Genomic DNA, 26,190 nt, shown 5'->3' on the forward strand with positions numbered 1-26,190 from the left:
TTTTGGTAGATTAGTTAATTAATATATTTTCTTTTGGATATTCATAGAATTGATGGTTCAATCTTCGTAATAATCCAACCATTAAGTTGAGCATTCCTATACGACCAATAAACATACAAGCAATTAAAATGTATTTACTTGGTTCAGTTACTGTTGGTGTAAAATTTAAACTTAATCCTACAGTACTATATGCTGAAAAACATTCAAAAGCAACTGTTAATAAAGGTGTTCCTTTTGGTTCAAAAATAAGTAAAGCAACTATAGAAACACCAATTGTTATTAATGAAATACACAAAATGGCAAAGGCACGAGAGGTAGATTCAGATGATATTCTTCTGCCAAACAATTGAATTCTACTTTTTCCACTCGCAACAGCAAAAATATTCAAAGTTGCTAATGCAAAAGTACTGGTTTTGATACCACCGGCAGTAGAAGCGGGTGAGCCACCAATCCACATTAAAAAGATGATGAACAACAATGAAGGAACATTCATTTTAGTAAAATCTACGGCATTAAATCCTGCAGTTCTTGGTGTTACCGAATTAAAAGAAGCCGCTGTAATTTTTCCAAAAGTACTTTGGTGTTCTAATAAGGTGTTATTGTATTCTGAAATATATAAGAAAATAAAACCACCAATTAATAATACTAAAGTGGTATAAATTACAATTTGAGTATTTAATGTAATGATTCTAACTTTTTTATGAATAATGGTTTTATCAAAAAGCTCTACTACATGAGTTTTAATTTTTTGATAAAAGTTAAATACAATGTTGTGGCCTAAACCTCCTAACACAATTAAAGTCATTATAATCCATTGTAAGAAATAATCAAAACGAATTGCTTCATCATATAATCCAGCCGATAAAATAGAAAAACCAGCATTACAAAAAGCCGAAATAGAGTGGAATATTGCGAAGAAAAATTTATTGTCAACAGCATTATTGTCCATAATAGACGAATAAACAAAAACAGCCCCCACAGCTTCAACTGCTAAAGTAAAAATAACAACATTAAGAGCGGCTCTAAAAACATCTCTCATACCATCGTGTGCAATAAAATCTTTAGTATTTAAGCCTTCTTTAAACGAAGAACTTCCTCTAAAAAAGAATGCAAAGAATGAGGTAAAAGTCAAAATTCCGATTCCACCTAATTGAATTAAAACTAAAATAATAGATTGTCCTACAAGTGTAAAAGCTGTAGAAGTATCAACAACCGCCAACCCTGTGACACAAACAGCACTTGTTGAAGTAAAAAGTGCGTTGGTAAAGGTAATTCCGTTTGTGGTTGCACTTGGGAGCATTAATAAAAACCCTCCTGTTAAGGCTAAAATCATAAAACTTCCAACAAATACAATTGCTGGATTGAAATAGATATCATAAATATGGCGCACTAAAACCAAAAGTCTAAGCAAGAAATAAAATATAAGTCCGCCTTCTAAAATAGGTTTTACTTTTTGAAGAATATAATAGGAAGGGAAGTCAAAGTTTAATATCGAAATTATAAAACAAGTTAACAAAATTCCGGTTAGCAAAATCATATTTGCCAAGGCTACTTTTTTGTTGCTTTTATATTTATAGGTAAAAAACTTAAACGAATTAAATGCTAATAAGCCAATAGAAAGAAGTATTAAGCCAACAACATGAGGAGAATTATAATTTTCTTCGAAATCATATCCAAAGTCAAAAACAATAAAAAGTAATACGATAATATCAAAAAAACGATATAAATAATTGAGTAATGATTCTTTCTCCATTTTGGAATAAAATTACTTTTTTAAATCACGACGAATGCTTTCCATCAAAGCACTTCCACCATTGTTTAAAATTTCTTCGGCACAATTTTTTCCGAAGTTTTTATAAGAATCAAAAGTACAACTTTTTTTGATTGTATGTTTTTCTTTTCCGTCTAAAGAAAATAAAACGCCTTCAAAATTAATTTTATCTGAAGAAAATGTTGCCAAAGCACCAATTGGAGCTGTACAACCACCTTCTAATGTTTTTAAAAATTCACGCTCAATATGTGTGCAAATTTCTGTTTCAGAGTGATTTAGTTTCGACAATGCTTCTTTACAGAAATCATCATTTTTCATTGCCACCACAACCATTGCGCCTTGTGCAGGTGCTGGAACCATCCAGTCTAGATCGATATAATTTTCTGGTTTTAAGTTAATTCGTTCTAATCCTGCAGCCGCAAAAACAGCTCCGTTCCAATCACTATCTTGTAATTTTTGCATCCGCGTATTTACATTTCCACGTAAATCAACTACAGTATGATTGGGATATTTGTTCAACCATTGCGCTTGTCTGCGTAAGCTTCCAGTGGCGATAGTTCCGTTTGAATTTAAAAAGTCTAAATTGCCTTTATGAACTAAAATATCGAGTGTGTTGGCGCGTTCTAAAACTGCAGCTTGTACAATTCCAATGGGTAAAGCAGTTGGAACATCTTTCATAGAATGTACGGCAATATCTACTTGACCGTTTAACATGGCAATGTCTAATGTTTTGGTAAAAATTCCTGTGATTCCTAATTCATAAAGTGGTTTGTCAAGTAGAATATCTCCCTGCGATTTAACTGCTGTAATCTCAGTTTGATAACCTAAATCATTTAATTTTTTTTGAACAGTGTATGCTTGCCAAAGTGCTAATTCGCTGTCACGAGTTCCAATACGTATAATTTTACTCATTATTTTACAGCCGTTTCAATTTGAAAAATTTTTTCAATCCATTCGATGCTTTCGTCTACCATGGTTTCATCATCTTTTAAATGATTTGCAAAATGATTGGTGATTTTTTGAATGATTCTTGCGCTAATTAATTCGGCTTGTTCTTCGTCAAAGTTTGAAATTTTCTTACGTTGAAAATTCAATTCACCTTCTTTAATAGAATTCAATTTTGCTTTTAAAGCATGAATTGTTGGTGCAAATTTGCGTTGTTTTGTCCAAGCTAAAAATTCATCTTTAATTTCTTCAATAATTGCTTCGGCAGCAGGAATATGTTTTTTTCTATTTTCTAACGTTTCATCGGTCATTTGAGCCAATTGATCCATATGAACTAATGTAACACCATCTAATTCGTTTACGTTTTCGTTTACATTTTTTGGAATAGATAAATCTAAAATTAACAATGGTTTTTTCAGATTTAGAATGGCTTTATCAACCGTAGGATTTAAAGCTCCAGTTGCTACGACTAAAACATCAGCTTTTTGAATTTCTAATTGCAAATCAGCATAATCTTTTACAATTACGTTTAGTTTGTTGGCAATTTTTTCGGCTTTATCTTTTGTTCGATTGATTAGGGTAATGTGTTCGTGTTTCGAATGTTTTACTAAATTTTCACACGTATTTCTTCCAATTTTTCCGGTTCCAAAAAGTAAAATATTTTTATTAGAAATATCTTCTACATTTTTAAAGATATATTGCACAGATGCAAAAGAAACAGATGTTGCTCCTGATGAAATTTGTGTGTCTGTTTTGATTTTTTTACTTGCTTGAATTACTGCATTAACCAATCGTTCTAGGAAAGCGTTTGCCAAATTAAGCTCTTTGCTTTGAACAAAAGCATTTTTTAGTTGGCTTATGATTTCAAAATCACCTAGAATTTGACTATCTAAACCTGTTCCTACACGAAACATATGTGAAATTGCTTCCGTGTTTTTATATACAAAAGCAACTTTTTGAAAATCTTCAACAGTTCCTTGACTATTTTCGCATAGTAATTTAATTAATTGAAATGGATGTTGTGCAAAACCATAAATTTCAGTTCTATTGCAAGTCGAAGTAACTACTAAACTTTCCAATCCTTCTGCTTTTGCTTGATGTAATAAATTTTGCTTAGCTTTATCATCTAAACTAAATTTACCTCTCATTTCCGCATCGGCTTTTTTGTAACTTAAACCTACTGCGTAGAAAGTTGGATGTTTCGCAAATGTATTGTTTTCCATGGTTTATACTCTTTCCTAAAAGTTTAACAAAATTATTAGTATGCCATTTATAAAAGTAACGCTCAAAGGACTTTTTGTATCGATAAAAGATATTTTGTATCTAATTCATCTTTTTAGCGTTATTTCTATTAAATTTGTAGCAAAATCAAGTGTTTTGAATTTAACTATATAGAATAATTCTAAATAACAATTTGATTTTTGTTTGTAACTATATACGAAAAAATATCGCTATGGGTTCTCAAGAAGAAATAAAAATTGAAAATGATTTTATTTTATATCTTTTTCAAAATGATGGAGACGAAATGTATCGAATTCAAAAACCTGTAAATCAAGGATTTATTCAATTTCATTTTGGCTTAAAAGGAAAAGGAAAATTTATCTTCAATCAAGGAAATTATGCATTGGATTTAAAGGAAGAGAAGTCACTTTTGTTTTATAATCCGCAAAAAGAATTGCCGCTTAATCTTGAATTGGCACCACACACTTGGATTGTATCGGTGATTATTTCGATAAAAAAATTTCATGGTCTGTTTTCATCTCAAGCAGAACATATTCCGTTTTTGAGCGAAGAAAACAAAGATAAAAAGTACTATAAAGAAAACGATATCAGTCCGTCGATGGCAATTGTGTTGAGTCAATTGTTCCATTACAACCTCAACTCGTTCATTAAAAACCTATACTATAAAGGAAAAGGTTACGAATTATTGAGTTTGTATTTTAACCGTTCTGAAGATCCAAATGCAGAACAATGTCCGTTTTTGATAGACGAAGAAAATGTATTAAAAATAAAAAAAGCCAAAGAAATTATGATTTCTAATATGGCTGAGCCACCAGGTTTAGAAGAATTATCTGAACAAGTGGGATTAAGTTTGAAGAAATTAAAAATGGGTTTCAAGCAAATTTATGGCGATACGGTTTATGGCTTTTTATTTGAATACAAAATGGATTATGCCCGTCAATTGCTTGATAGTGGTTCATATAATGTAAATGAAGTAGGTTTAAAAATCGGATACAGCACGGGAAGTCATTTTATTGCAGCTTTTAAAAAGAAATTTGGGACAACACCAAAAAAATATTTAATGAATTTGAACACGAATGTATAAAACCAATTGATATCAATTTCGTATATCAAACTATAAATAAAAAAATGATAATTTAAAAAGTAAGAAAACCAAATGAATTACTTTTATAAAAAAACAATTGCCATATGAAAGGAGTATTATTAGTAAATTTAGGATCACCAGAAAGCCCAACAGCAAAAGATGTAAAGCCGTATTTAGATGAATTTTTAATGGATAAATACGTAATTGATGTTCCGTTTTTATTGCGTGCATTATTAGTTAGAGGAATTATTTTGCAAACGCGTCCAAAAAAATCGGCTGAAGCCTATGCACGAATTTGGACTAGCGAAGGTTCTCCTTTAATTGTGATTTCTAAAAAAATGCACCAAAAGGTTCAAAAATTGGTTGATGTTCCGGTTGCTTTAGCCATGCGTTATGGAACTATGACCATTTTAAAAGGATTACAAGAATTAAAAGATAAAGGTGTAACCGAAGTAATGCTTTTGCCTTTATATCCTCAACACGCCATGGCTTCAACTACTACTATTTTAGTTTTGGCAGAAGAATTACGTCAGAAGCATTTTCCAGAAATGACATTTACTAATGTTCCCGCATTTTATAACAAACCCGATTTTATTCAGGCTTTGGCAAATTCTATTAAAAAGCATTTGGAAGGATTTGAATATGACCATTTATTATTTTCGTATCACGGAATTCCAAAACGCCATATTCGTAAAACAGATGTAACGAAATCGCATTGTAAAATTGATGGTTCTTGTTGCAACACGCCTTCTCCAGCACACGAATTTTGTTACCGTCATCAATGTTATGAAACTACAAAACAAGTTGTAAAATTATTAGGAATTCCAGAAGGAAAATACAGCCAAACCTTTCAATCGCGTTTAGCAGGTGATAAATGGTTAACACCTTATACAGATGTAGAAATCAACAAAATGCCAGAACAAGGCATTAAGAAATTAGCGGTTGTAACGCCAGCATTTGTTGCCGATTGTTTAGAAACTTTAGAAGAAATTGCTATGGAAGCCAACGAACAATTTTTGCATCATGGCGGTGAAGAATTCATGGCAGTTCCGTGTTTAAATGATGAAGATGAATGGTGTGCTGTGGTTGCGAATTGGATTAAAGAATTTAAAAATAACTAAATTAGTTTACAGTCTCAGTAAACACCTGCGACTGAAAACTGAAAACTGAAATATGGAACTTTACAACTACATAAAATCATTGCATTTAATCTTTGTAATCACTTGGTTTGCTGGGTTGTTTTACATTGTCCGTTTATTTGTTTATCACGCAGAGGCCAAACAAAAACCACAACCTGAACAAGACATTTTGATTAAACAATACCAATTAATGCAATACCGTTTGTGGTATATAATTACATGGCCAAGTGCCGTTTTGGCAAGTGTTTTTGCTTTTTGGATGTTGTTTTTTACGGAAGTTGGAAAAGTTTGGATGGCTCAACCTTGGATGCATGTAAAATTAGCTTTCGTGTTTTTATTGTATTTGTATCATTTAAAATGCCACCAAATTTTTAAGCAATTGCAAAGTAACGAAGTAAAACATTCAAGTAATTTTTTCAGAATTTGGAATGAAGGTGCTACTATAATTTTATTTGCAGTTGTTTTTTTAGTAATTTTAAAAAATGCAATTAATTGGATTTATGGCGTCATCGGAATTTTTGTTTTTTCGATAGTTATTATGTTAGGATTCAAATGGTATAAAAAAATAAGAGAAAAGAATCAAAACAGTTAATGGATAGAATTTTTAATATTAAAAATCTTTCACTTCGAATAAGAATATTTCTATCCATGATATTCTTAACACTTATTGCGTCTATACTTATTGCTACGGTTTCTATTTATCAATTTAGAAATGAGGCAAGAGAATACCATCAAGATCGTTTAGAACGAAAGGAAACCGCTATTGCTGAGCATATAAATTATGTTTTACAAACGACGACTTATCCATTAAATACAAAAAATATTCCGTTAATTTTTAAAGATAAAATTTTTGAATTAGCAGATATTCATAGTATGGAAATTAATTTTTTTGATTTAAAAGGAAACTTATTAATTTCATCAAAAGCTATTTTTAGACTAGACAAAGACAAACCAAAAATAAATGCATCAACCTTAAAAATCATTCAATCTTCATTGGATAAAAGGTATATAGAATTTTCAAATGTTGACGATAGAACGTTTCGATCATCCTATTCTTATTTAAAAGATAATAAATTTAAGCCGCTTGCTATTTTAAATTTACCGTATGAAGAAGATGCAGAGTTTTATGACAATGAAGTTCAAAATTTCTTAATTCGTTTTGGACAGGTCTATACGTTCATGTTTCTTATTGCAATTGTTTTGTCTTACTTTTTATCGAGTTATATTACAAAATCATTAAAAATTATTAGTGATAAAATTCAGCAAACACAATTAGATCAACGCAACGAAAAAATTGTAATTGAAGATGGAAGTAAGGAAATTAATCTTTTAATTAATTCCTACAATAATATGGTGGATAAATTAGAAGAAAGTGCCACTATATTAGCACAAAGTGAACGGGAACAAGCATGGCGCGAAATGGCAAAACAAGTAGCCCATGAAATTAAAAACCCGCTTACTCCAATGCGTTTAACGGTGCAAAGTTTTCAACGTAAGTTTGATGTAAACGATCCTAATATTGCAAAAAAATTAAATGATTACACACAAACCATTTTACAACAAATAGACACAATGAGTTCGGTGGCAAGTGCTTTTTCTAACTTTGCAACTATGCCTGCACAACAAAATGAAACCTTAAATGTGGTGTTTATTGTTAAAATGGCATTGGAAATTTTTAACGAAGATTTTATTCAATTTTCTGCATTAGAAGACGAAATTATTGCCAAATTGGACCGAACGCAACTAATACGTGTAATCACAAATTTGGTAAAAAATGCTATTCAATCTATTCCGGAAGAGCAAGAACATAAGCTTGTTTTTGTGACCGTTTTTAGAGAAGATAATCAAGTGAAAATTGCAGTAAAAGATAATGGAAAAGGAATTTCAGAAGAAAATGCAGCACGAATTTTTGAGCCAAAATTTACGACAAAATCAAGTGGAATGGGGCTTGGTCTAGCAATTATTAAAAATATTATCGAAAATTACCACGGAACAATTACTTTTGAAACTGAATTAAACATTGGAACCGAATTTCTGGTTTCTTTCCCAATAAATAAACCATTATAATAAAAAAGTCCCGATTAAATCGGGACTTTTTTGTTTTATACTGATGGTAAGATTTCAGTGTCTTTGTTTTTTCGACTCTTAATTTTGATTTTCATTCTGTTTAATAAGAAGAACATCACGGGAACAATAATCAACGTAAGGAATGTTGCAAATATTAATCCGTAAATAACCGTTTTTGCTAAAGGTCCCCAGAAAATTACGTTATCTCCACCCATATAGATATTAGGATTGTAGTTGATAAATAATCCAAAGAAGTCGATATTTAAACCAATTGCTAATGGAATTAATCCTAAAACCGTTGTAATAGCCGTTAACAATACAGGACGTAATCTTGAACGACCTCCTTCAACTATAGCATCAAAATAATCTTGTTTACTTAAGATTGCGCCTTCTTCTAAACCTAATTCGGCTACTTTTCGGTCTAATAATAATTGAGTGTAATCTATCAATACAATTCCGTTGTTTACAACAATTCCGGCAAGAGAAATAATACCCATCATGGTCATAATGATTACGAAATCGTTTCTAAAAATAACCAATCCAAGGAAAACTCCAATAAAACTCAAAATCACAGTAAACATAATAATAGCTGGTTTTGAAATCGAATTAAATTGAGCTACCATTACTAAAATAATGCCTCCCATTGCAATTAACAAAGCTTTAAATAAGAACGAAGAGTTTTTTTCTTGTTCTTCTTGTTCACCAGTAAAAGCGAAATTAGTGTCTTTTGGCATTTTATAAGTTGCCATTTCTTTTTTCAAAGCACCTACAATTTCATTGGCATTATAACCTTCCAATACATTTGAATATACTGTAATTACTCGTTTTAAGTTTTTACGTTTAATGGTGTTGAATGAAGATGTATTTGTTTTTTCTACTAACGCAGCAATTGGAACTTGTTGTAATCTTCCAGTAGCTTGATCTCTAAATGTGATTGGCTGATTGAAAATAGCACTGTTATCATTTTTTAAATCTTCGTTAAAACGCACATTTATTTCATAATCATCTTTGTCTTCTTTATAAGTAGAAATTTTTTCTCCGTATACAGAACGACGTAATGTTTGTCCTACTTGAGCTGTTGAAACCCCTAGTTGTCCCGCTACTTTTCGGTCTACGATTACTTCTAAACCAGGTTTTGATTTATTAACATCTAGTTTTAATTCTTCAATTCCAGCAATGTTTTTCGAGTTGATAAAATCTTTAACTTTTTCAGCTTCAATTAACATGTCGTTATAATTTTCACCAGAAATTTCAACATTGATCGGATAACCTGAAGGTGGTCCGTTTTGATCTTTTTCGACAATGATGGAAACACCAGGATAACCTTTAACAGCTGCACGAATTTCATTCATTAAATCGCTACTTTCAACTCCTTTTCTAAACTTAAATTCACGCATTGATAAAGTAATTTTTCCTCTGTGTGGCATTTCATTTTGTGAACCACCATCGGTTTGAGGATTTCCAGCACCTTCACCAACTTGTGCTACACCCGATTCAACCATAAAGTTAAAATTCTCTTCATCGGTATATTTATTGGCTACAGCATATACTTTTTTCTCAACTTCTTTTGTAAAAGCATTTGTTTTAGCAATATCGGTTCCTTCAGGGAATTCGATATACGTTATAATTTGATTAGGTTGATTCTCCGGAAAGAATAATACTTTTGGCTGGGCAATTCCCACTAAAATAAATGAGAAAATTAATAAACCAACTGTTCCAAATAAGAAATAATAAGGTCTTTTACCACTCAAAACATAAATCAGGGATTTTTTGTAAAAATTTTCAAGTTTAACTAATGAAACTTCCATAAAATATTTTTGAGCTCTTGCTAAATAATATTTGTAAATCCAAAGCATTACGGCAAAGAAAACCATTAAATTTCCAATTCCTTTTAAACCATCTGTGCTGGTTGAAAAACCAAGAATTACTAAAATTATTCCTATTCCTCCAACAATGCTACTCAAACGAATTAATGTTTTTTGAGACATTTCTTTCTCTTCCAATTGCATAAATTCGGCATTAATAAGGGCATTGATAACTAATGCTACAAATAATGATGAAAATAATACAACTGAAAGCGTCATAGGGAAATAAATCATGAATTTACCCATTGTTCCAGGCCATAACCCTAATGGGAAAAAGGCAGCTAAAGTGGTGGCTGTTGATGCAATGATTGGCCAAGCAATTTCTCCAACTCCTTCAATAGCGGCTTGTTTTCGGCTTAAGCCTTGACTCATTAACGAATGTACGTTTTCTACTACTACAATTCCGTTATCAACTAGCATTCCGAGTCCCATTACTAAGGCAAATAATACCATCGTATTTAAAGTTACTCCAAATGAAGCTAAAATAATGTACGACATAAACATAGAAAGCGGAATGGCAAAACCTACAAAAAGGGCACTTCTAAATCCTAAGAAAAACATCAAAACACCAACAACGAGTAATACTCCAAAAATGATGTTATTTACCAAATCATCTACTTGGTTAATGGTTCTTGAAGATTGATCATTTGCCATAGAAATTTTTAAATTCGATGGAAAATAATCGTCTTGTGCTTGTTTTACAATTTGTTTGATGCTTTCTGTAGCCTCAATCATGTTTTTACCGCTACGTTTTTTAACATCTAACATTACTACTGCATTACCATATTCTCTGGCATGTGTTGTAGCTTCTTTAGGTTGAAACTTAATGGTTGCAATATCTTTAAGATACACCACACCATCTTGTTTTTTAACCACAACATCTTCCAATTCGGCAGGATTTTCAATTTCTCCTACTACACGAATGTTTTTCTTGATGCCGTTATTGACTACATTTCCACCAGAAATGGTTGTGTTTTCTCTAGAAACAGCTCCAATAATATCATCAAAACTGACTTGAGCTGCCGTCATTTTGTAAATATCTACTGCGATTTCCACTTCTTTTTCTTGCGCACCACGAATAGCTGCTTCTTTAATTTGTGGTAATCTTTCGATTTTATCTTCTAAATATTCGGCATAATCTTTTAATTTATCTAAAGGTAAATCTCCCGATAAATTAATATTTAAGATAGGTTGTTCTTCAGCAATGTTTAAATCGAAAACGTTTGGTTCTACCTTTTCGCCTCCTGGCATGGTTGGCCAATCCGTTTCAGATTTTACTAAATCTACTTTGTCTTTTACTTTTTGCTTGGCTGCATCAACCGAGATATCTTCATCAAACTCCACTAAAATCATAGAATAATCTTGAAGTGTGTTTGAGGTAATTTTAGTGACACCGGATATATTGTTAAACTCTTCTTCTAAAGGTTTTGTGATTAGTTTTTCAACATCTTCAGCTGCATTTCCTGGGTTGATTGAACTAACGTAAATTTTAGTTTCAATAATTTCAGGGAAATCTTCACGAGGCATTGAATAGTAGGAAATTAATCCGCCTATCAAGATAATAGCTGTAATTACATACACGGTCATTTTATTATTAATGGCCCATGTTGAAATTCCGAAGCTTTTGGTTATTTTATTACTCATACCAATAATTTTTTAGTACCTATTTTTTAATAATTTCAACAATATCGCCATTTTGAACGCTTCTTGCGCCTTCAATAATGATTTGTTCCCCTTTGTTTAATCCAGATTTTACTTCAATATTTGCACCAGAAGTTAAACCTACTACAATGGTTTTCTTGATTGCTTTTGGTTCTTTACCAGAAGTATCAACCGTATAAATAATTTTTTCGCCAACGGCATTTTCAGTAACAATACTTTCTGGAACTAAAATAGCATTTGGTTTTTTGTAGTCTTCGATTTTTAAAACAGCTACTTGATTTGGGCGCAATAAATTATCTGAGTTTGGAACCGCTACTTCAATACTAAAGTTTCTATTGTTTGGATTAATATAATTTCCAATTTGTCTCACTTTTCCTTTATATATTTTACCAGTAGATTTTACTTCAACATCTACGATTGCTCCATTTTTAATTTTCCCAATGAAACTTTCAGGAACATTTGCAGAAACATACATATCTGATAAATTTACAATACGCATTAATTGTTGTCCAGGGCCAACTACTTGACCTTTTTCAGTAATTACTTCGTCAATAACACCACTAAATGGCGCTTTTACAATTGTTTTTCCAAGTTGCGCCTTCATTTGTGCAACCGCCTTCATTTGTGCTTCGTAATTGGTTTTTGCTTGTAAAAATTGAATTTCTGAACCAATTTTTTTATCCCAAAGATTTTTTTGTCTTTCAAATGTAGTTTTTGCCAATGTAGCTTGTGTTTCCATCTGTGCCAATTGATTGCTTAAACCACCATCATCAATTCGTGCTAAAATTTGCCCTTTATTTACTTTTTGCCCTGATTTTACATATACTTGAGTTAATACTCCCGAATATTCTGGGTAAATAATAAGGTTTTGTTTGGTATCCACATTTCCTTGAATGTCAATGTAATGCGTGAAAATAGTGTCGTTAACAATTGCAGTTGTTACTAAAGCTGATTTTTTTAGTGTGTCTAATTCGGCAATAGCCAAATCAAGTTTAGCTAATTCGGCTCCAATTGCATCATATTGTTTCTGAATTTCGGCTCTTGTAGTTTTGATTGTTGTTAAATCCTTTGATTCAATCGCTTTGTCAACAGAAGCAGTTTTTGAATCACCTCCACAAGAAGTAATTAGTAAACCTAATAAACTGATGTATAGTATTTTTTTCATTATGTATTTTTATTTTTTATTGGTTAGTTTGTCTAAAGTTGCTTTTTTGTTTAAAACATCAATCATAGCTTGTAAATAATCTTGTTGTGCTGTGTATAATTGACGTTGTGCTTCGGTAAATTCAAAACTTGTAGAAAGTCCTTCTTTGAATTTTATTTGTTGTTTACCTTCAATTCTTTCGGCTAATTTTAAATTACTTTTTGAGGCAGCATATTGTTCTATACTAAATTCATAATCGGTTTTAGCTTGTTGAAACTGAAGTTTTAAACGTTGTTCTGTTTCGGTAAGTTGTGTTTTTGCTTGTTCAAAAGCAATTTTTGCTTGTTGTGTTCTGGCTTTATCTCTAAAACTACTGAATATTGGTAAACTAATATTTACTCCAAAATTTGAGTAATTATACCATTTTTGTTGTGTTGAAATAATATCAAATTCATTAGAAAATGTATTTGCACCATAGTTCAATTGCGCTCCAATAGTTGGCAGTGCTCTAAAACGCTCTAATTTTAATAACAAACGTTTTGATTCTTCATTGTTTTGTTGGATTTTATAATCTATAGAACTTGTTGAATCAAATTCTTGAGCAAGTACAGCTAAATCTACATTTTTAACTGCTAAATCATCAAGTTTTTCTGTAAGCGTTACATCGTTATTAATGTCAATTCCCATAGAAATTTTAAGAAGATTTAATGCAATTTCGGCTCTTTTTTGGGCATTCGATAAAGAACTTTTCAATTGTGTTAACGTAATTTGAAGTTGCTCTACGTTTTCTTCTTCGGTCAAACCGTTTTTAAAAGTTTCACTGGTTTCAAATAATGTTTTTTCTAAAGTGGTTTTGTTTTTTTCAAAGATTAAAACACTTTCTCTAGCTAAAAGTACATTTCCATAGGCATTCGTAACCATTTCTTTGATTTCTAAATCGGTTTTTTCTTTTGCATTTTGAGAAATTTGCAAATACACTTTAGCCGATTGCAATCCTACAATATAGGATCCATCAAAAATTAATTGGTTTAATGTTGCGGAAGCATTTGCGCTGTGTTTTGTTCCAAAAGCAATAGTTGAAATTTCATTTGGATCACCACCCGGATTAAACGCATTTCCAGAAACCCCTTGTACTTGAAAGTCAAGATTGTTTAAATACTGTAAATTACTGGTAATTTGTGGAAGTCCGGAAGCAGTTGTTTCCCATTTTTTTTGTTTGGCAGCTTCAATATCACGTTTTGCATTAATTGAACTGTAGTTGTTTTCAATAGCATGATCAATTGCTTGTTGCAATGTAAAGCTATAGGTTTCTTTTTTATCTTGTGCGTTCAAGAATAGTGAAACGAACAATAAGGTTAGTATTAGTTTTTGTTTCATTTAATGATTATTGATTTTTAATTAATGATTCAGTATTTGTTTTTCAAGTTCTTTTATACCTGCTAATGTAGCCATAGCTCTTATGTGGTATTCTAAAGCTTTTAATTCTAATTCTTGAGCATCTTTTTCAAGCATAGTGTTTTCGTTAATACTAAAAATTAGAGTGTAATAAAACTTCACATAATTTTCAATATCTAAATCTTTTCGATATAAACCTTCTTTAATTCCTTTAATAATATTGTCACGAAAACATTCTTCGCAAACACTAACTTGCATGGTTAAAATTTTTTCGTAAATTTCTGGATAGTGTTTTTTTAACTGATATATTGGTGATGATTCAGTAGATTTGAACATTTCTTTGAACATTCTCCTGATTTCGAAATTTTCTTCAATGGCATTAAAGTTTTGAGATACAATTTTAGTGATTGTTTCATGCACTTCCTTATGAACCATTTGAACACTTTCTTCAATCAGTAAGTCTTTATTGGAGAAGTATTTATAAATTGTTTTTTTTGAAATACACATTTCGCAAGCAATATCATCCATTGTAATGCTTTTGAAACCAAGTCTCAAAAACATGTCGGTTGATTTTTGTAAAATTCTGTTTTTCATTTGTTTTTTTGCAAAGGTACATTTGTAAATTGAATGTTTTACTTTTGAAAACAAAAAACAGCTACAAATTGTAGCTGTTTTTTTAAAATAAAAGATTTAAATCTTATAGAGTGTGTTTCGGGTTAAAACCGTCTTCACTTAATTCTGTGTGAACATAATCGGCAACCATTTCAGCTTCATAATCTGTTTTTTCTCCTTTAGAGAATTTAGCGATTATTTTCTCCATGATTTCATAAATTACAGGAACCACAATTAAGGTTAAGAATAACGATGAAATTAATCCACCAATAATTACCCAAGCCAAACCATTTTTCCATTCTGCTCCAGCACCAGAAGCTAATGCAATTGGGAACATACCAAATACCATCGCAATTGTGGTCATTAAAATTGGACGTAACCTTGCATGATTTGCTTGAATTAATGCTGTTCTAATACTTTCTCCAGCTTTACGTCTTTGATTCGTGTAATCCACCAACATAATCGCATTTTTACAAACCAGACCAATTAGCATGATGATACCTAAAATGGTAAAAATATTCAAAGTATTATTAGTTAAGGCTAATGCCAACATTGCACCAATAAACGAAAGCGGAATCGCAAATAATACTACAAATGGATGCACAAAACTGTCGTATAACGAAACCATTACAAGGTAAACCAAGATAATAGCCGCTAATAAAGCAATTCCAAGTGTTCCAAAACCTTCCGATTGATTTTCCATGTCACCACCCCAAATGTAATCTACACCTGTAGGTTTTTCTAATTTATCAATTTTTTCTTGCCATTGCGATACAATAGTTCCTGAAGCAACCCCCACATTTTGACCTTTTACAGTTACCGATGCTGATTTGTCTCTTCGTTCTAATTCACTTGGACCAGAACTTTCAGAAACGGTAGCAAATTGTATTAATTTAATTTGTTCACCTCTATCGTTAATGAAAATTAAGTTACTTACATCGGCAATACTTTTTCTGTCGAATGCATTATATTTAATGTTGATGTCGTATTCATATTCTCCAGCTCTAAATTTACCATCAGTATTTCCGCTAAATGCAGTTTGCATGGTCATACCTACAGTTTGTAAACTTAAACCAAGCGCAGCCATTTTATCTCTGTCCACTTGAACGTTTACTTCTGGATTTCCATCTTCTACCGATAATTCAATTTCTGTTGCTCCAGGAATCGTGCGTAATTCTTTTTCAGCAGCTTTTGCAAATGCCATTGCTGTTTCTACATTTGGACCAGTAACGATTAATCCTAAAGTAGCATCTTCAGCAGTTCCTAAAATACCTACTGGAACCGTTTTAACTTTTGCTCCAACTAAGATTTTTTCTAATTTACGTTTTGTTTTGGCAGCATAAACGTTTGCTGGTTCGTCACGTTTGTCTAAACCAACCATTTTTACGTTAATCTCCGATTTATAAGCGGTTGCTTGAGAAGCTCCTAAACCTTCACTAGTTTGCCCAATAGTCGTAATTTGACTGTGAACATATTCTTCTTTTTTCAAGAAAGCTTCTGCTTTTTGTGTCATGAAATTGGTTTGTTCTAACGAAGCGTCTTTTGGCATTTCAATTTGAACTAAAAATTCACCACTGTCAGACGCAGCGAAGAATTCACCTCCAATAAATCCACCACCCATTAATCCTATTGTTGAAGCAATAAATAAAGTGAAAACAACAATGAATGTTTTAATATAATGGTCTAAACACCAAGTCAACAATCCTGAAACCCAGTCAGTAAAACGAGTTAAATAACTTTCAAATCCAAGGATAATTCTTCCGAAAAAGGTTTTACCAGTAATGTGTTCTAATTTTCCATATCTAGAAGATAACCAAGGTATAATAGTAAACGAAGCCACTAACGACAATAAAGTAGAAATAATAACGGTTACACAGAATTGCGTAATAATGTTAGAAACTAATCCTGTACTCATTGCAATTGGTAAAAATACTACCACGATTACTAATGTAATCGATACAACCGTTCCTCCAATTTCGGCAGTTCCGTCATAAGCAGCACGAACTTTGTTTTTACCCATTTCCATGTGGCGGTAAATGTTTTCCAATACTACAATCGCATCATCCACCAAGATACCAACTACTAATGATAATCCTAATAAACTCATTAAGTTTAAGGTATATCCCATTAAGTAAATCCCAATGAAAGTTGCAATTAACGAAGCAGGAATCGAAACCATTACAATTAACGAGTTTCTAACACTGTGTAAGAAAAACAACATTACTAATGCCACTAATATAACGGCAATAAGTAAATCGTGAACCACTGCATCAGCTGCTTCTAATGTGAAAATAGTACTGTCTTTTGCAATTTCTAATTGTAAACCTTTAGATTTATAATCGTTTTCTAATTTGTTGATGGTTTTTACCAATTCTTCACTTACCGCTACAGCATTTGCATCGGATTGTTTTACAATTTGTAAAAGAATAGCACTTTTTTGATCTACACGAGCAACTTTTTCAGCAATTTTTTGCGTGTCTTGAACATCTGCAATATCACCTAAACGAACTTGAATTCCGTTTCTTGATGACACAATTAAGTTTCTTAATTCTTCAACATTTTTATATTTTCCGGCTAAACGAATTAATATTTTTTGGTCACGCGTTTGAATGTTTCCTGTAGGGAAATCCAAATTTGATGATAAAATATTTTGTTGCACTTGCGGAATCGAAAGTCCGTAACCTTGCATTTTTACTGCATCAAGATTTACTTGAATTTCTCTCTCTTGTCCACCAATGATGTTTACTTGCGCAACACCTTGAACACGAGATAAAATCGGAGCTAATTTTTTATCAATTAAGTCGTAAAAGGCAACTTCGTCCATTTTTCCGTTGGCACCAATAGTCATAATAGGTAAATCACTCAAGGAGAATTTAGTTAACGAAGGTGTTTCGGCATCATCTGGTAAATCACTAATGATAGCGTTAATTTTACGTTGCGCATCGTTCATCGAAATATTAACATCTGCATTTGAAGTTAATGTGATAGATACGGTTGATAAACTTTCGTATGATTTTGCATCAATTTTTTTGATGTTTTCTAAAGAAGCTACGGCATCTTCAATTTTTTTAGTTACCGTATTTTCAATTTCACTTGGCGATGCACCAGGATAAATTGTGGCAATCGTAATTACGTTAGTTTCAAATTTAGGAATCAATTCGTAGCCTAAATTGCTATAACTGAACAGTCCACCAAGTGTTAGAATTGTAAACAATACAATTACTAACGACGGACGTTTTATCGATATTTCTGCTAATTTCATATATTTTGATTATTTAATAACTTCAACAGCGTTTCCGTCTTGTAAGTTGATTTGTCCAGTTACAATTACAATTTCTCCGTTAGATAATCCGTCTAAGATTTCTACTTTGTCACCTAAAATTCTACCCGCTGTTACTTTTTTAAGTTTCGCCGTTCCGTTTTCAATTACAAAAATTTCATTGCTGCTAACACTTCCAACAAATGCATTTCTTGGTACAATTTTCAAAGTTTGTTTTTGTTGGTTTGAAGCAAATTTTGCTGTTCCATACATACCTGCTTTTAAATCGTTTGAAGTATTGTTTGTAATTTCAATTTCAACTGGAAAGTTTAAACTTGCATCTGCTTTTGGAGCAATAAAAGTAATTTTTCCTGTAAATTCTTTGTCAGGATACACATTTGAACCTATTTTAATTACGCTTCCTACTTTTAAGCTCGCCACTTGACTTTCATTAACCGTAACTTTTAATTTTAATTTAGATACGTTTACAATTTCGAACAATTCTGTTGGAGGCATTCCAGATAAAATAGATCCTGGTTCAATGAATTTTTTATTGATAAAACCATTAATTGGTGCCTTAATTCTGGTATCACCTACGTTGATGTTAGCTTGCGTTAAATTTGTTTTAGCATTTACCATTGCTAATCTTGCTTGGTCTAATTGTTGTTTTGTTACACCACCTGTTTTAAAAGCATTTTCAAATCTTGTGTAATCTGCAACAGCATTTTGATACACGGCATTTGCGTTTTGCGCATTTACGTTTATAACATCGCTTCTTACAATAGCAAGTGTTTGTCCTGCTTTTACATAATCTCCTTCTTTTACTAAAACTTGAGTTACTTTTCCAGACTTTTCAGCAGCAAATTTTAATTCTTGAATTGGTTCAAAATTTCCGTTTGATACGAAATCTAAAGAAACTTCTTCAGTTTTTACAGTGTCAACTTTTACTGAAACCGACGCATTTTTTTCTGCAACAATTGCTGTTTTAGCTTCGTTCTCAGTTTTGTTTTTTGATAATATAAATCCGATTAAACCTAATGAGGCTAAAATGATTACTATGGTTATAATTTTCTTTTTCATTTTAATTATTTATTGGTTAGTGTTTTTAGTTCGCCTTTTGATTTTATAAATTGAATTTCTGCTAATTTGTATTCTAAAATAGCATTGGTATAATTGTTTTGTGCTTCAACCATTGCATTTTCAGCATCTAATAAATCGGTTAATGCAGCTAATCCTTGCGTGTAATTGTTATTCGTATTGTTAAACACTTCTTGAGCAAGTTGTGCGTTTTCTTTTTGATTGTTGATGGTTATCAAACTGTTTTCAAGTTGCTTTTTTGCATTATCAAAAGCTAAATCCAATGCCAATTTTGTATCATCAAGATCAACTTTTAAAGAATTTAAAGCATTATTTGCTTGTCTTACTTTTGCTCTTGTTCCAAATCCAGCAAAAAGTGGCACTCTTAAATTTAAACCAATTGAGGCATAATCAGACCAATAAACACCATCTGATGGCTTTGCAAAAAGAGGCATCTCTGGACCTTGACCGATATAGTTATAACTTCCGCTTAATGAAAGTGTTGGATAATATGCCGCCTGAACTACCTTTTTTTGGTACGTTAATAATTGTTCTTGTTTTTTTAGTAACAAATATTCGGTTCTTCCAGTAACATCCGCTGTTGATGATAAATCTTGTGGTGTAACTTCAAAAGCAGTATTAGGAATGATGATTTTGTTTTCCATTGGCATTCCCATATAAAATTTTAAGGCGTTTTCTTGAAGCGAAATTGCATTTAAAATTTGCTGACGTAATGAATTGATATTGTTTACACGAACGGTAATTCTGTCGTAATCAATTTTTTTAGCTAAACCATTATCAAATTGTCCTTTGATGATGTCTTTTACTTTGTTTGTGTTTTTCAAGTTATTATCAACTACGATAAGTTTTTGTTGCTGAACATATACTTGATAATACGCATTTGCAACACGTTCAATAACTTGTTCTTCTGTTAATTGTGCGTTTATTTGATAAAATTCCCTAGTGGTTTTTGCTGCTTTCAATCCTGTAAATACCGATTGGTCAAACAAAGCTTGGTTTAAAGAAACACCAGCTCCAGAATTCCATTTTTGCCCAAAGGCAGCTTGAATAGTTGTACCAGGTGCACCAAAATTATCTCCATCTATTACCGTTGTTTGTAAAATAGGATTATAATTCAAGCTACCATTAGCCGAAATTTGCGGTAAAGCTCTAGAGCGAACTTCTTGAATTTTATACTCGCTATTTTCTACTTCTAATTTTGCTTTCTTAGCTTCTGCTTTGTTTTCAAGCGCAAAAGTTATAGCGTCTTTTAATGTTAGTGGTGCCACTTCTTGCGCACTTACTGACAGTGTAAAAGTTAATAATGTTATGAGGATCGTTTTCTTCATTGTTTATATAATTGGGTTTTTAAGGTGTTTTCCTAATTCAATAATTCCAGCTAATGTAGCCATGGCTCTAATGTGATACTCTAATGCTTTAACTTCTAATTCATGAGCATCTTTTTCTAACATCGTATTTTCATTGATATTAAAAATTAACGTGTAATAAAATTTTACATAATTGTCAACATCTAAATTTTCTCTATACAAGCCTTCTCTGATGCCTTTTAGAATGTTTTCCCTGAAACACGTTTCGCATACTTCAATTTGAGTACTTAATGCTTTTGCATATACTTCAGGATAGTGTTTTTTTAACTGATAAATAGGTGAAGATTCTGCAGAACGAAACATTTCTCTAAACATTCTTTTAATTTCAAAATTTTCTTCGATTGCGTTGAAGTTTTTAGATACAATTTTGTCTATCGTTTCATGAACTTCTTTGTGAACCAATTCAACACTTTGTTCAATTAAAACATCTTTATTGCTGAAATACTTGTAAATCGTTTTTTTTGAAATACACATTTCGCAAGCAATATCATCCATAGTAATGCTCTTGAAACCAAGTCTCAAAAACATTTCTTTCGCTTTATTAATAATTTTATCTTTCATCATTTCTCTAAAATCGCTTTTTGGGATTTTATTTTCGGGTACAAATGTATATCGGAAACTTTTAACACAAAAATAGTTTCCAAAGTTTTTACGAAAATTTAACATTTGATATATTCGTCTCATTTCAGAATATTGGAGTATTTTAGCAAAAAATTCAAATAATGCATTCTATATCCTATTACCAAGAAAAAATGACCCATCATTTTTCGCAAATTGTTGCCAACAAAGAGCCAAAAAATTTATACGAACCTATCGAGTATATTTTATCGCTTGGTGGAAAAAGAATGCGACCAGTTTTGACTTTAATGGCTTGTGAAGTTTTTAATGTTGATAGCGAAAAAGCCATTCCTGCGGCAACAGCTGTTGAGGTGTTTCATAATTTTTCATTAATTCACGATGATATTATGGATGATGCTCCTTTACGAAGAGGCAATCAAACCGTTCATGAAAAGTGGGATTTGAATACCGGAATTTTATCGGGTGATGCAATGTTGATTTTGGCGTATCAATTTTTTGAAAATTACGAACCAAAAACATTCCAGAAATTAGCAAAATTATTTAGTAAAACCGCTTTAGAAGTTTGTGAAGGACAACAATATGATGTGGATTTTGAAATGCGTGACGATGTTACTATTCCAGAATATTTAAAAATGATTGAATATAAAACAGCAGTTTTAGTTGGTGCGGCAATGAAAATGGGGGCAATTGTTGCAGAAACTTCAGAAGAAAATGCCAATTTGATATACGATTTTGGATTAAATTTAGGTATCGCATTCCAATTACAAGATGATTATTTAGATGCTTTCGGAAATCCCGAAACCTTTGGAAAGCAAGTGGGAGGCGATATCATTGAAAACAAAAAAACCTATTTATATTTGAAAGCAATTGAGTTTTCGCAAGCCGAACACAAACAACAATTATTACATTTGTTTTCCATTCAGCCTTCAGAAAATACAGATAAAATAGAATCAGTAAAAGCCATTTTTAATGCATCTGGAGCAAGTGAAGCTACTAAAAAAGCGATTCAAGACTATACTTTTAAAGCATTTGAAACTTTAGAAAAAATGGATATCGAAGCTGAAAAGAAAGCTATTTTGAAAGCTTTTGGTGAGAATTTAATGGGAAGAAACGTTTAACAGTGTGCCAATTTATCAATTCGGTAATGTGTCAATTTTAAAATAAAATGAATTTTGTAAACCCACAAAATATAGATGCACTAATTTCGCAAGCCGAAGAAGAGCATTTGTACTTTAAATTGATTGAGCAAACCAACAAAGATTTTGCTTTGGCAAATGAATCTTTAGATGTGCCAACAAGTATTTTTCCGTTTGAATTTAAAAATTTGGTACAAGAAAAAATATATAAACTCATTCAATATAAATTTGCTGAATACCTAAATTTACTATACATAATTGATGTTCCAGAGGAACAAATTAAAAAATTAGATGGTTCAGACTTAGTAGAATTATCAGAACAAGTTGCTTTTTTAGTGTTAAAACGTGAATGGCAAAAAGTGTGGTTTCGAAATAAGTATTAGAAATAAATCCGCACAAACGGCATAAAAGCTTCTGCATATATATTGTCTCTGTCTTTATGCAAAACATTGTATCGAATTCCAATAGTTACATTTTGATTGCGATAACCCGCACCTAAAAATAAAGCGGTATTCCAAAAATCCTGTTTTTCACTTCCAAAAGAATCTTCAAAAGTTCTATTGACCCTTAATTGCTCTAACTCACTTGAAATTTGAAGTTCCTCAATTGGGTGAAACAAAGCGATTAAACTACCTCCATACATATTAGCACTGTAAAAATTTCGTTGTTTAACGTAGTTGTATTGAGCGCCTAATCCAGCTGAAAAATAGGAATTAAAGTTGTAAATAGCACTTGGAGCTACCATGATATCGGCATACCCATTTCCGAATCCTAAACCTAATCCACCTCCAAATTGTACGTGTTTCCAAAAATCACTTTTTGTTTTAATTTGAGTGTTTTCTTGTGCATAAATTTCAGATTTAAAACCAAATAAAAACACAATAGTTAACAAAAGTGTTAAATCTATTACGGAATTCTTTTTCATAATTCAATTTTCAAAAAATTAATGTTATAAAAGTATAAAAATCCTTGAAAGATTATCATAAAATGTTTTACTTTTGCGTAATATTTTTAATTAAAAGGTCTTTCAGACAACACGATATGGATAGGTTTTCCTTTTTAAACGCTGCACACACTGCATTTTTTGCAGATTTATACGAACAATATTTACAAAATCCAGATAGCGTAGAACCAAGCTGGAGAAGTTTTTTTCAAGGATTTGATTTTGCTCAAGCCAATTATGGCTCAGAAGAAATGGCGCAACAAGTGGCTCATGTAGCTTCTGGTGATTCGGGCGAAATTTCTGAAAAAATGCAAAAGGAGTTCAATGTTCTTAAATTAATTGAAGGATATAGAACACGTGGGCATTTATTCACAAAAACAAATCCAGTACGAGACAGAAGAATTCATGGTCCTTCGTTAGCACTTGAAAACTTTGGATTATCACAAGCCGATTTGAATACGGTTTTTGATGCTGCTAAAATGGTAAATATGAAGCCTTGTTCTTTGGCTGAAATTATCAAACATTTAGAAAACGTATATTGTCAATCTATTGGAGTGGAGTACATGTATATTCGTGAGCCACACAAATTAGAATGGATTAAAAATCGTTTAGACATCAACGATAATTTGCCAAACTTTTCTTCCGATAAGAAAAAACATATTCTTAAAAAATTAAACGAAGCGGTTTCATTTGAAAACTTCTTACATACTAAATATGTAGGTCAAAAACGTTTTTCTCTAGAAGGTTGTGAAGCGGTAATTCCTGCTTTAGACGCTTTAGTGGAAGCTGCAGCTGATAAAGGAGTAGAGCAATTTGTAATGGGAATGGCACACAGAGGTCGTTTGAATGTATTGGCAAACATCTTTGGAAAAAACACTCAAAATATCTTCTCTGAATTTGATGGAAAAGACTATGATGAGGATGTAAATTTTGATGGCGACGTAAAATATCACTTGGGATTAACTTCAGATAGAGTAACCGATTCAGGCAAAAAAATTAACTTAAATTTAGCTCCAAATCCTTCGCACTTAGAAACAGTAGGCGCAGTTATTGAAGGAATTACAAGAGCAAAACAAGATAGAAATTATCCAAATGATTTTTCAAAAGTGTTACCGATTGCCGTTCACGGTGATGCCGCAGTAGCTGGTCAAGGTATTGTGTATGAAATCATTCAAATGGCTAAATTAGATGGTTATAAAACAGGTGGAACAATCCATTTGGTAATTAATAATCAAGTTGGTTTTACAACCAATTATTTAGATGCACGTTCATCAACTTATTGTACGGATGTGGCTAAAGTAACATTATCTCCCGTTTTACACGTAAATGCAGACGATGCAGAAGCAGTAGTTCACGCGATGTTATTTGCTTTAGATTACCGTATGGAATTTGGAACAGACGTTTTCATCGATTTATTAGGCTATAGAAAATACGGTCACAACGAAGGTGATGAGCCTCGTTTTACCCAACCTGTTTTATATAAATTAATTGCGAAACACAAAAATCCAAGAGATATTTATGCTGAGAAATTAGCACAAGAAAATGTGATTTCGGCTGGATTTGTAAAAGAATTAGAAGAAGCATATAAAGCAAAATTAGATGAAAATTTAGAAGCTTCTCGTAAAAAAGATTTAACTGTAATTTCACCATTTATGGAAAATGAATGGGAAGGCTACAAACAAGTTTCTGATGATGTAATGCTTCAAAAGTTTGATACCTCATTTGATAAAAAACAATTAACAGAAATTGCTAAAACCATTACAGAACTTCCTGCTGATAAAAAATTCATCAGTAAGATTACGAAGTTAATTGGAGATAGAAAAAACATGGTTGAAACCAATAAATTAGACTGGGCAATGGGCGAATTATTAGCTTATGGTTCCTTAATTTCAGAAGGTTTTGACGTGCGTATTTCTGGGCAAGATGTTGAACGAGGAACATTTTCCCACCGTCATGCTGTAGTTAAAGTAGAAGATTCAGAAGAAGAAGTAATTCTTTTAGATAAAATTAAAGATAAAAAAGGAAACTTTTATATCTACAATTCACACCTTTCAGAATATGGTGTTTTAGGTTTTGAATACGGATATGCGTTGGCATCGCCAAAAACCTTAGTCATTTGGGAAGCACAGTTTGGAGATTTCTCTAACGGCGCTCAAATTATGATTGATCAATACATTTCTGCAGGTGAAGATAAGTGGAACAATCAAAACGGATTGGTAATGTTGTTGCCTCACGGGTATGAAAACCAAGGTGCAGAGCATTCATCAGCACGTATGGAACGTTATTTACAAATGTGTGCAAAACACAACATGTATATTGCCGATGTAACTTCGCCAGCTAACTTCTTCCATTTAATGAGAAGACAGTTAAAGACAGAATTTCGTAAGCCATTAGTAGTATTTTCTCCAAAAAGTTTATTACGTCATCCAGATGTAGTATCTTCAATGGACGAATTAGCAAACGGACAATTCCAAGAAGTATTAGATGATCCAAATGTAAAAGACAAAAAAGCAATCAAAACATTGGTTTTATGTACTGGAAAAGTATATTTTGACATCATTGCACAAAGAGAAGAATTAGGTAGAAACGATGTGGCAGTGGTTCGTTTAGAGCAACTATTTCCATTAGCAGTTGACCAAATCAAAGCAATTATCGACAGTTATCCAAATGTTGATGATTATGTTTGGGCACAAGAAGAGCCTAAAAACATGGGAGCTTATTCGTTTATGTTAATGAATTTCGATTTAGTAAAATTAAGATTAGCTTCGCCAAAAGCATATAGTGCACCAGCAGCGGGTAGTTATGAACGTTCTAAAAAACGTCAAAAGAATGCCATTGCAATGGTTTTTGATAAAACATTATTTCAATAAAAATAAAACAGA

Annotated in this window: 19 protein-coding genes; 7 read left to right on the forward strand and 12 right to left on the reverse strand. The window is 31.9% G+C overall.

Annotated elements, in window-relative coordinates:
• Positions 1–10: 10 nt before the first annotated feature.
• The 3 genes from OLM52_RS11525 to hemA are packed head-to-tail and all read right to left on the reverse strand — an operon-like array spanning position 11 to position 3,939.
• Positions 11–1,753 carry a TrkH family potassium uptake protein gene (locus OLM52_RS11525; protein WP_264548659.1) on the reverse strand — a complete coding sequence of 581 codons (1,743 nt, stop codon included), beginning with the start codon at positions 1,751–1,753 and terminating at the stop codon, positions 11–13.
• Between the two features lie 12 nt (positions 1,754–1,765).
• Positions 1,766–2,686, reverse strand: coding sequence for a hydroxymethylbilane synthase (gene hemC / locus OLM52_RS11530; protein WP_264550544.1), 921 nt, complete (start codon positions 2,684–2,686; stop codon positions 1,766–1,768).
• The gene (gene hemA, locus OLM52_RS11535) at positions 2,683–3,939 is read right to left on the reverse strand and encodes a glutamyl-tRNA reductase (RefSeq protein WP_264548660.1); all 1,257 of its coding nucleotides are present in this window, start codon (positions 3,937–3,939) and stop codon (positions 2,683–2,685) included. The genes hemC and hemA overlap by 4 nt, the downstream gene beginning before the upstream one ends.
• Positions 3,940–4,169: 230 nt before the next feature.
• Between hemA and OLM52_RS11540 the strand changes: the two genes are divergently transcribed.
• The 4 genes from OLM52_RS11540 to OLM52_RS11555 all read left to right on the forward strand — a co-directional run bounded on the left by OLM52_RS11540 (position 4,170) and on the right by OLM52_RS11555 (position 8,248).
• A complete protein-coding gene (locus OLM52_RS11540; RefSeq protein ID WP_264548661.1) occupies positions 4,170–5,042 on the forward strand; it encodes a helix-turn-helix domain-containing protein in 873 nt (290 codons plus the stop codon).
• Positions 5,043–5,146: 104 nt separating this feature from the next.
• The gene (gene hemH / locus OLM52_RS11545) at positions 5,147–6,163 is read left to right on the forward strand and encodes a ferrochelatase (protein ID WP_264548662.1); all 1,017 of its coding nucleotides are present in this window, start codon (positions 5,147–5,149) and stop codon (positions 6,161–6,163) included.
• Positions 6,164–6,215: 52 nt separating this feature from the next.
• Complete coding sequence (locus OLM52_RS11550) at positions 6,216–6,773, forward strand: CopD family protein (protein ID WP_264548663.1); 558 nt, start codon at positions 6,216–6,218, stop codon at positions 6,771–6,773.
• 56 nt (positions 6,774–6,829) lie between these two features.
• Positions 6,830–8,248 carry a sensor histidine kinase gene (locus OLM52_RS11555; protein ID WP_413614427.1) on the forward strand — a complete coding sequence of 473 codons (1,419 nt, stop codon included), beginning with the start codon at positions 6,830–6,832 and terminating at the stop codon, positions 8,246–8,248.
• Positions 8,249–8,283: 35 nt separating this feature from the next.
• Here the strand turns inward: OLM52_RS11555 and OLM52_RS11560 are convergent, their stop codons facing one another.
• The 8 genes from OLM52_RS11560 to OLM52_RS11595 all read right to left on the reverse strand — a co-directional run bounded on the left by OLM52_RS11560 (position 8,284) and on the right by OLM52_RS11595 (position 21,211).
• Positions 8,284–11,757 (reverse strand): efflux RND transporter permease subunit, encoded by a 3,474-nt coding sequence (locus OLM52_RS11560; RefSeq protein ID WP_264548665.1) that lies wholly within the window; start codon positions 11,755–11,757, stop codon positions 8,284–8,286.
• Positions 11,758–11,776: 19 nt separating this feature from the next.
• Positions 11,777–12,940 (reverse strand): efflux RND transporter periplasmic adaptor subunit, encoded by a 1,164-nt coding sequence (locus OLM52_RS11565; protein ID WP_264548666.1) that lies wholly within the window; start codon positions 12,938–12,940, stop codon positions 11,777–11,779.
• A 9-nt stretch (positions 12,941–12,949) separates the two neighbouring features.
• Entirely contained in the window at positions 12,950–14,296 is a 1,347-nt protein-coding gene (locus tag OLM52_RS11570; RefSeq protein ID WP_264548667.1) for a TolC family protein, read from the reverse strand.
• Between the two features lie 21 nt (positions 14,297–14,317).
• Positions 14,318–14,908, reverse strand: a complete 591-nt coding sequence (locus OLM52_RS11575) for a TetR/AcrR family transcriptional regulator (protein WP_264548668.1) — start codon at positions 14,906–14,908, stop codon at positions 14,318–14,320.
• 103 nt (positions 14,909–15,011) lie between these two features.
• Entirely contained in the window at positions 15,012–18,188 is a 3,177-nt protein-coding gene (locus tag OLM52_RS11580; RefSeq protein WP_264548669.1) for an efflux RND transporter permease subunit, read from the reverse strand.
• Positions 18,189–18,197: 9 nt separating this feature from the next.
• Positions 18,198–19,265 carry an efflux RND transporter periplasmic adaptor subunit gene (locus OLM52_RS11585; protein ID WP_264548670.1) on the reverse strand — a complete coding sequence of 356 codons (1,068 nt, stop codon included), beginning with the start codon at positions 19,263–19,265 and terminating at the stop codon, positions 18,198–18,200.
• Between the two features lie 5 nt (positions 19,266–19,270).
• Complete coding sequence (locus OLM52_RS11590; RefSeq protein WP_264548671.1) at positions 19,271–20,611, reverse strand: TolC family protein; 1,341 nt, start codon at positions 20,609–20,611, stop codon at positions 19,271–19,273.
• A 3-nt stretch (positions 20,612–20,614) separates the two neighbouring features.
• Entirely contained in the window at positions 20,615–21,211 is a 597-nt protein-coding gene (locus OLM52_RS11595; RefSeq protein ID WP_264550545.1) for a TetR/AcrR family transcriptional regulator, read from the reverse strand.
• Positions 21,212–21,372: 161 nt separating this feature from the next.
• Between OLM52_RS11595 and OLM52_RS11600 the strand changes: the two genes are divergently transcribed.
• Together OLM52_RS11600 and OLM52_RS11605 are read left to right on the forward strand one after the other, a co-directional pair.
• Positions 21,373–22,347 (forward strand): polyprenyl synthetase family protein, encoded by a 975-nt coding sequence (locus OLM52_RS11600; RefSeq protein ID WP_264548672.1) that lies wholly within the window; start codon positions 21,373–21,375, stop codon positions 22,345–22,347.
• A gap of 47 nt (positions 22,348–22,394) precedes the next feature.
• Positions 22,395–22,748 carry a hypothetical protein gene (locus tag OLM52_RS11605; RefSeq protein WP_264548673.1) on the forward strand — a complete coding sequence of 118 codons (354 nt, stop codon included), beginning with the start codon at positions 22,395–22,397 and terminating at the stop codon, positions 22,746–22,748.
• On the opposite strand, the gene OLM52_RS11610 is transcribed toward OLM52_RS11605, so the two are convergent.
• Complete coding sequence (locus OLM52_RS11610; protein WP_264548674.1) at positions 22,745–23,290, reverse strand: hypothetical protein; 546 nt, start codon at positions 23,288–23,290, stop codon at positions 22,745–22,747. The genes OLM52_RS11605 and OLM52_RS11610 overlap by 4 nt on opposite strands.
• 116 nt (positions 23,291–23,406) lie before the next feature.
• On the opposite strand from OLM52_RS11610, the gene OLM52_RS11615 reads away from it, so the two are divergent.
• A complete protein-coding gene (locus OLM52_RS11615) occupies positions 23,407–26,178 on the forward strand; it encodes a 2-oxoglutarate dehydrogenase E1 component (protein ID WP_264548675.1) in 2,772 nt (923 codons plus the stop codon).
• Positions 26,179–26,190 lie beyond the last annotated feature (12 nt).

Source organism: Flavobacterium sp. N2820 (genome assembly GCF_025947285.1).
GTDB lineage: Bacteria > Bacteroidota > Bacteroidia > Flavobacteriales > Flavobacteriaceae > Flavobacterium.

Coding starts and splice junctions, on each gene's coding strand:
- OLM52_RS11525 (WP_264548659.1), bottom strand. CDS start 1,753: ATGGAGAAAGAATCATTACTCAATTATTTATATCGTTTTTTTGATATT.
- hemA (WP_264548660.1), bottom strand. CDS start 3,939: ATGGAAAACAATACATTTGCGAAACATCCAACTTTCTACGCAGTAGGT.
- OLM52_RS11540 (WP_264548661.1), top strand. CDS start 4,170: ATGGGTTCTCAAGAAGAAATAAAAATTGAAAATGATTTTATTTTATAT.
- hemH (WP_264548662.1), top strand. CDS start 5,147: ATGAAAGGAGTATTATTAGTAAATTTAGGATCACCAGAAAGCCCAACA.
- OLM52_RS11550 (WP_264548663.1), top strand. CDS start 6,216: ATGGAACTTTACAACTACATAAAATCATTGCATTTAATCTTTGTAATC.
- OLM52_RS11555 (WP_413614427.1), top strand. CDS start 6,830: ATGATATTCTTAACACTTATTGCGTCTATACTTATTGCTACGGTTTCT.
- OLM52_RS11560 (WP_264548665.1), bottom strand. CDS start 11,757: ATGAGTAATAAAATAACCAAAAGCTTCGGAATTTCAACATGGGCCATT.
- OLM52_RS11565 (WP_264548666.1), bottom strand. CDS start 12,940: ATGAAAAAAATACTATACATCAGTTTATTAGGTTTACTAATTACTTCT.
- OLM52_RS11570 (WP_264548667.1), bottom strand. CDS start 14,296: ATGAAACAAAAACTAATACTAACCTTATTGTTCGTTTCACTATTCTTG.
- OLM52_RS11575 (WP_264548668.1), bottom strand. CDS start 14,908: ATGAAAAACAGAATTTTACAAAAATCAACCGACATGTTTTTGAGACTT.
- OLM52_RS11580 (WP_264548669.1), bottom strand. CDS start 18,188: ATGAAATTAGCAGAAATATCGATAAAACGTCCGTCGTTAGTAATTGTA.
- OLM52_RS11585 (WP_264548670.1), bottom strand. CDS start 19,265: ATGAAAAAGAAAATTATAACCATAGTAATCATTTTAGCCTCATTAGGT.
- OLM52_RS11590 (WP_264548671.1), bottom strand. CDS start 20,611: ATGAAGAAAACGATCCTCATAACATTATTAACTTTTACACTGTCAGTA.
- OLM52_RS11595 (WP_264550545.1), bottom strand. CDS start 21,211: ATGAAAGATAAAATTATTAATAAAGCGAAAGAAATGTTTTTGAGACTT.
- OLM52_RS11600 (WP_264548672.1), top strand. CDS start 21,373: ATGCATTCTATATCCTATTACCAAGAAAAAATGACCCATCATTTTTCG.
- OLM52_RS11605 (WP_264548673.1), top strand. CDS start 22,395: ATGAATTTTGTAAACCCACAAAATATAGATGCACTAATTTCGCAAGCC.
- OLM52_RS11610 (WP_264548674.1), bottom strand. CDS start 23,290: ATGAAAAAGAATTCCGTAATAGATTTAACACTTTTGTTAACTATTGTG.
- OLM52_RS11615 (WP_264548675.1), top strand. CDS start 23,407: ATGGATAGGTTTTCCTTTTTAAACGCTGCACACACTGCATTTTTTGCA.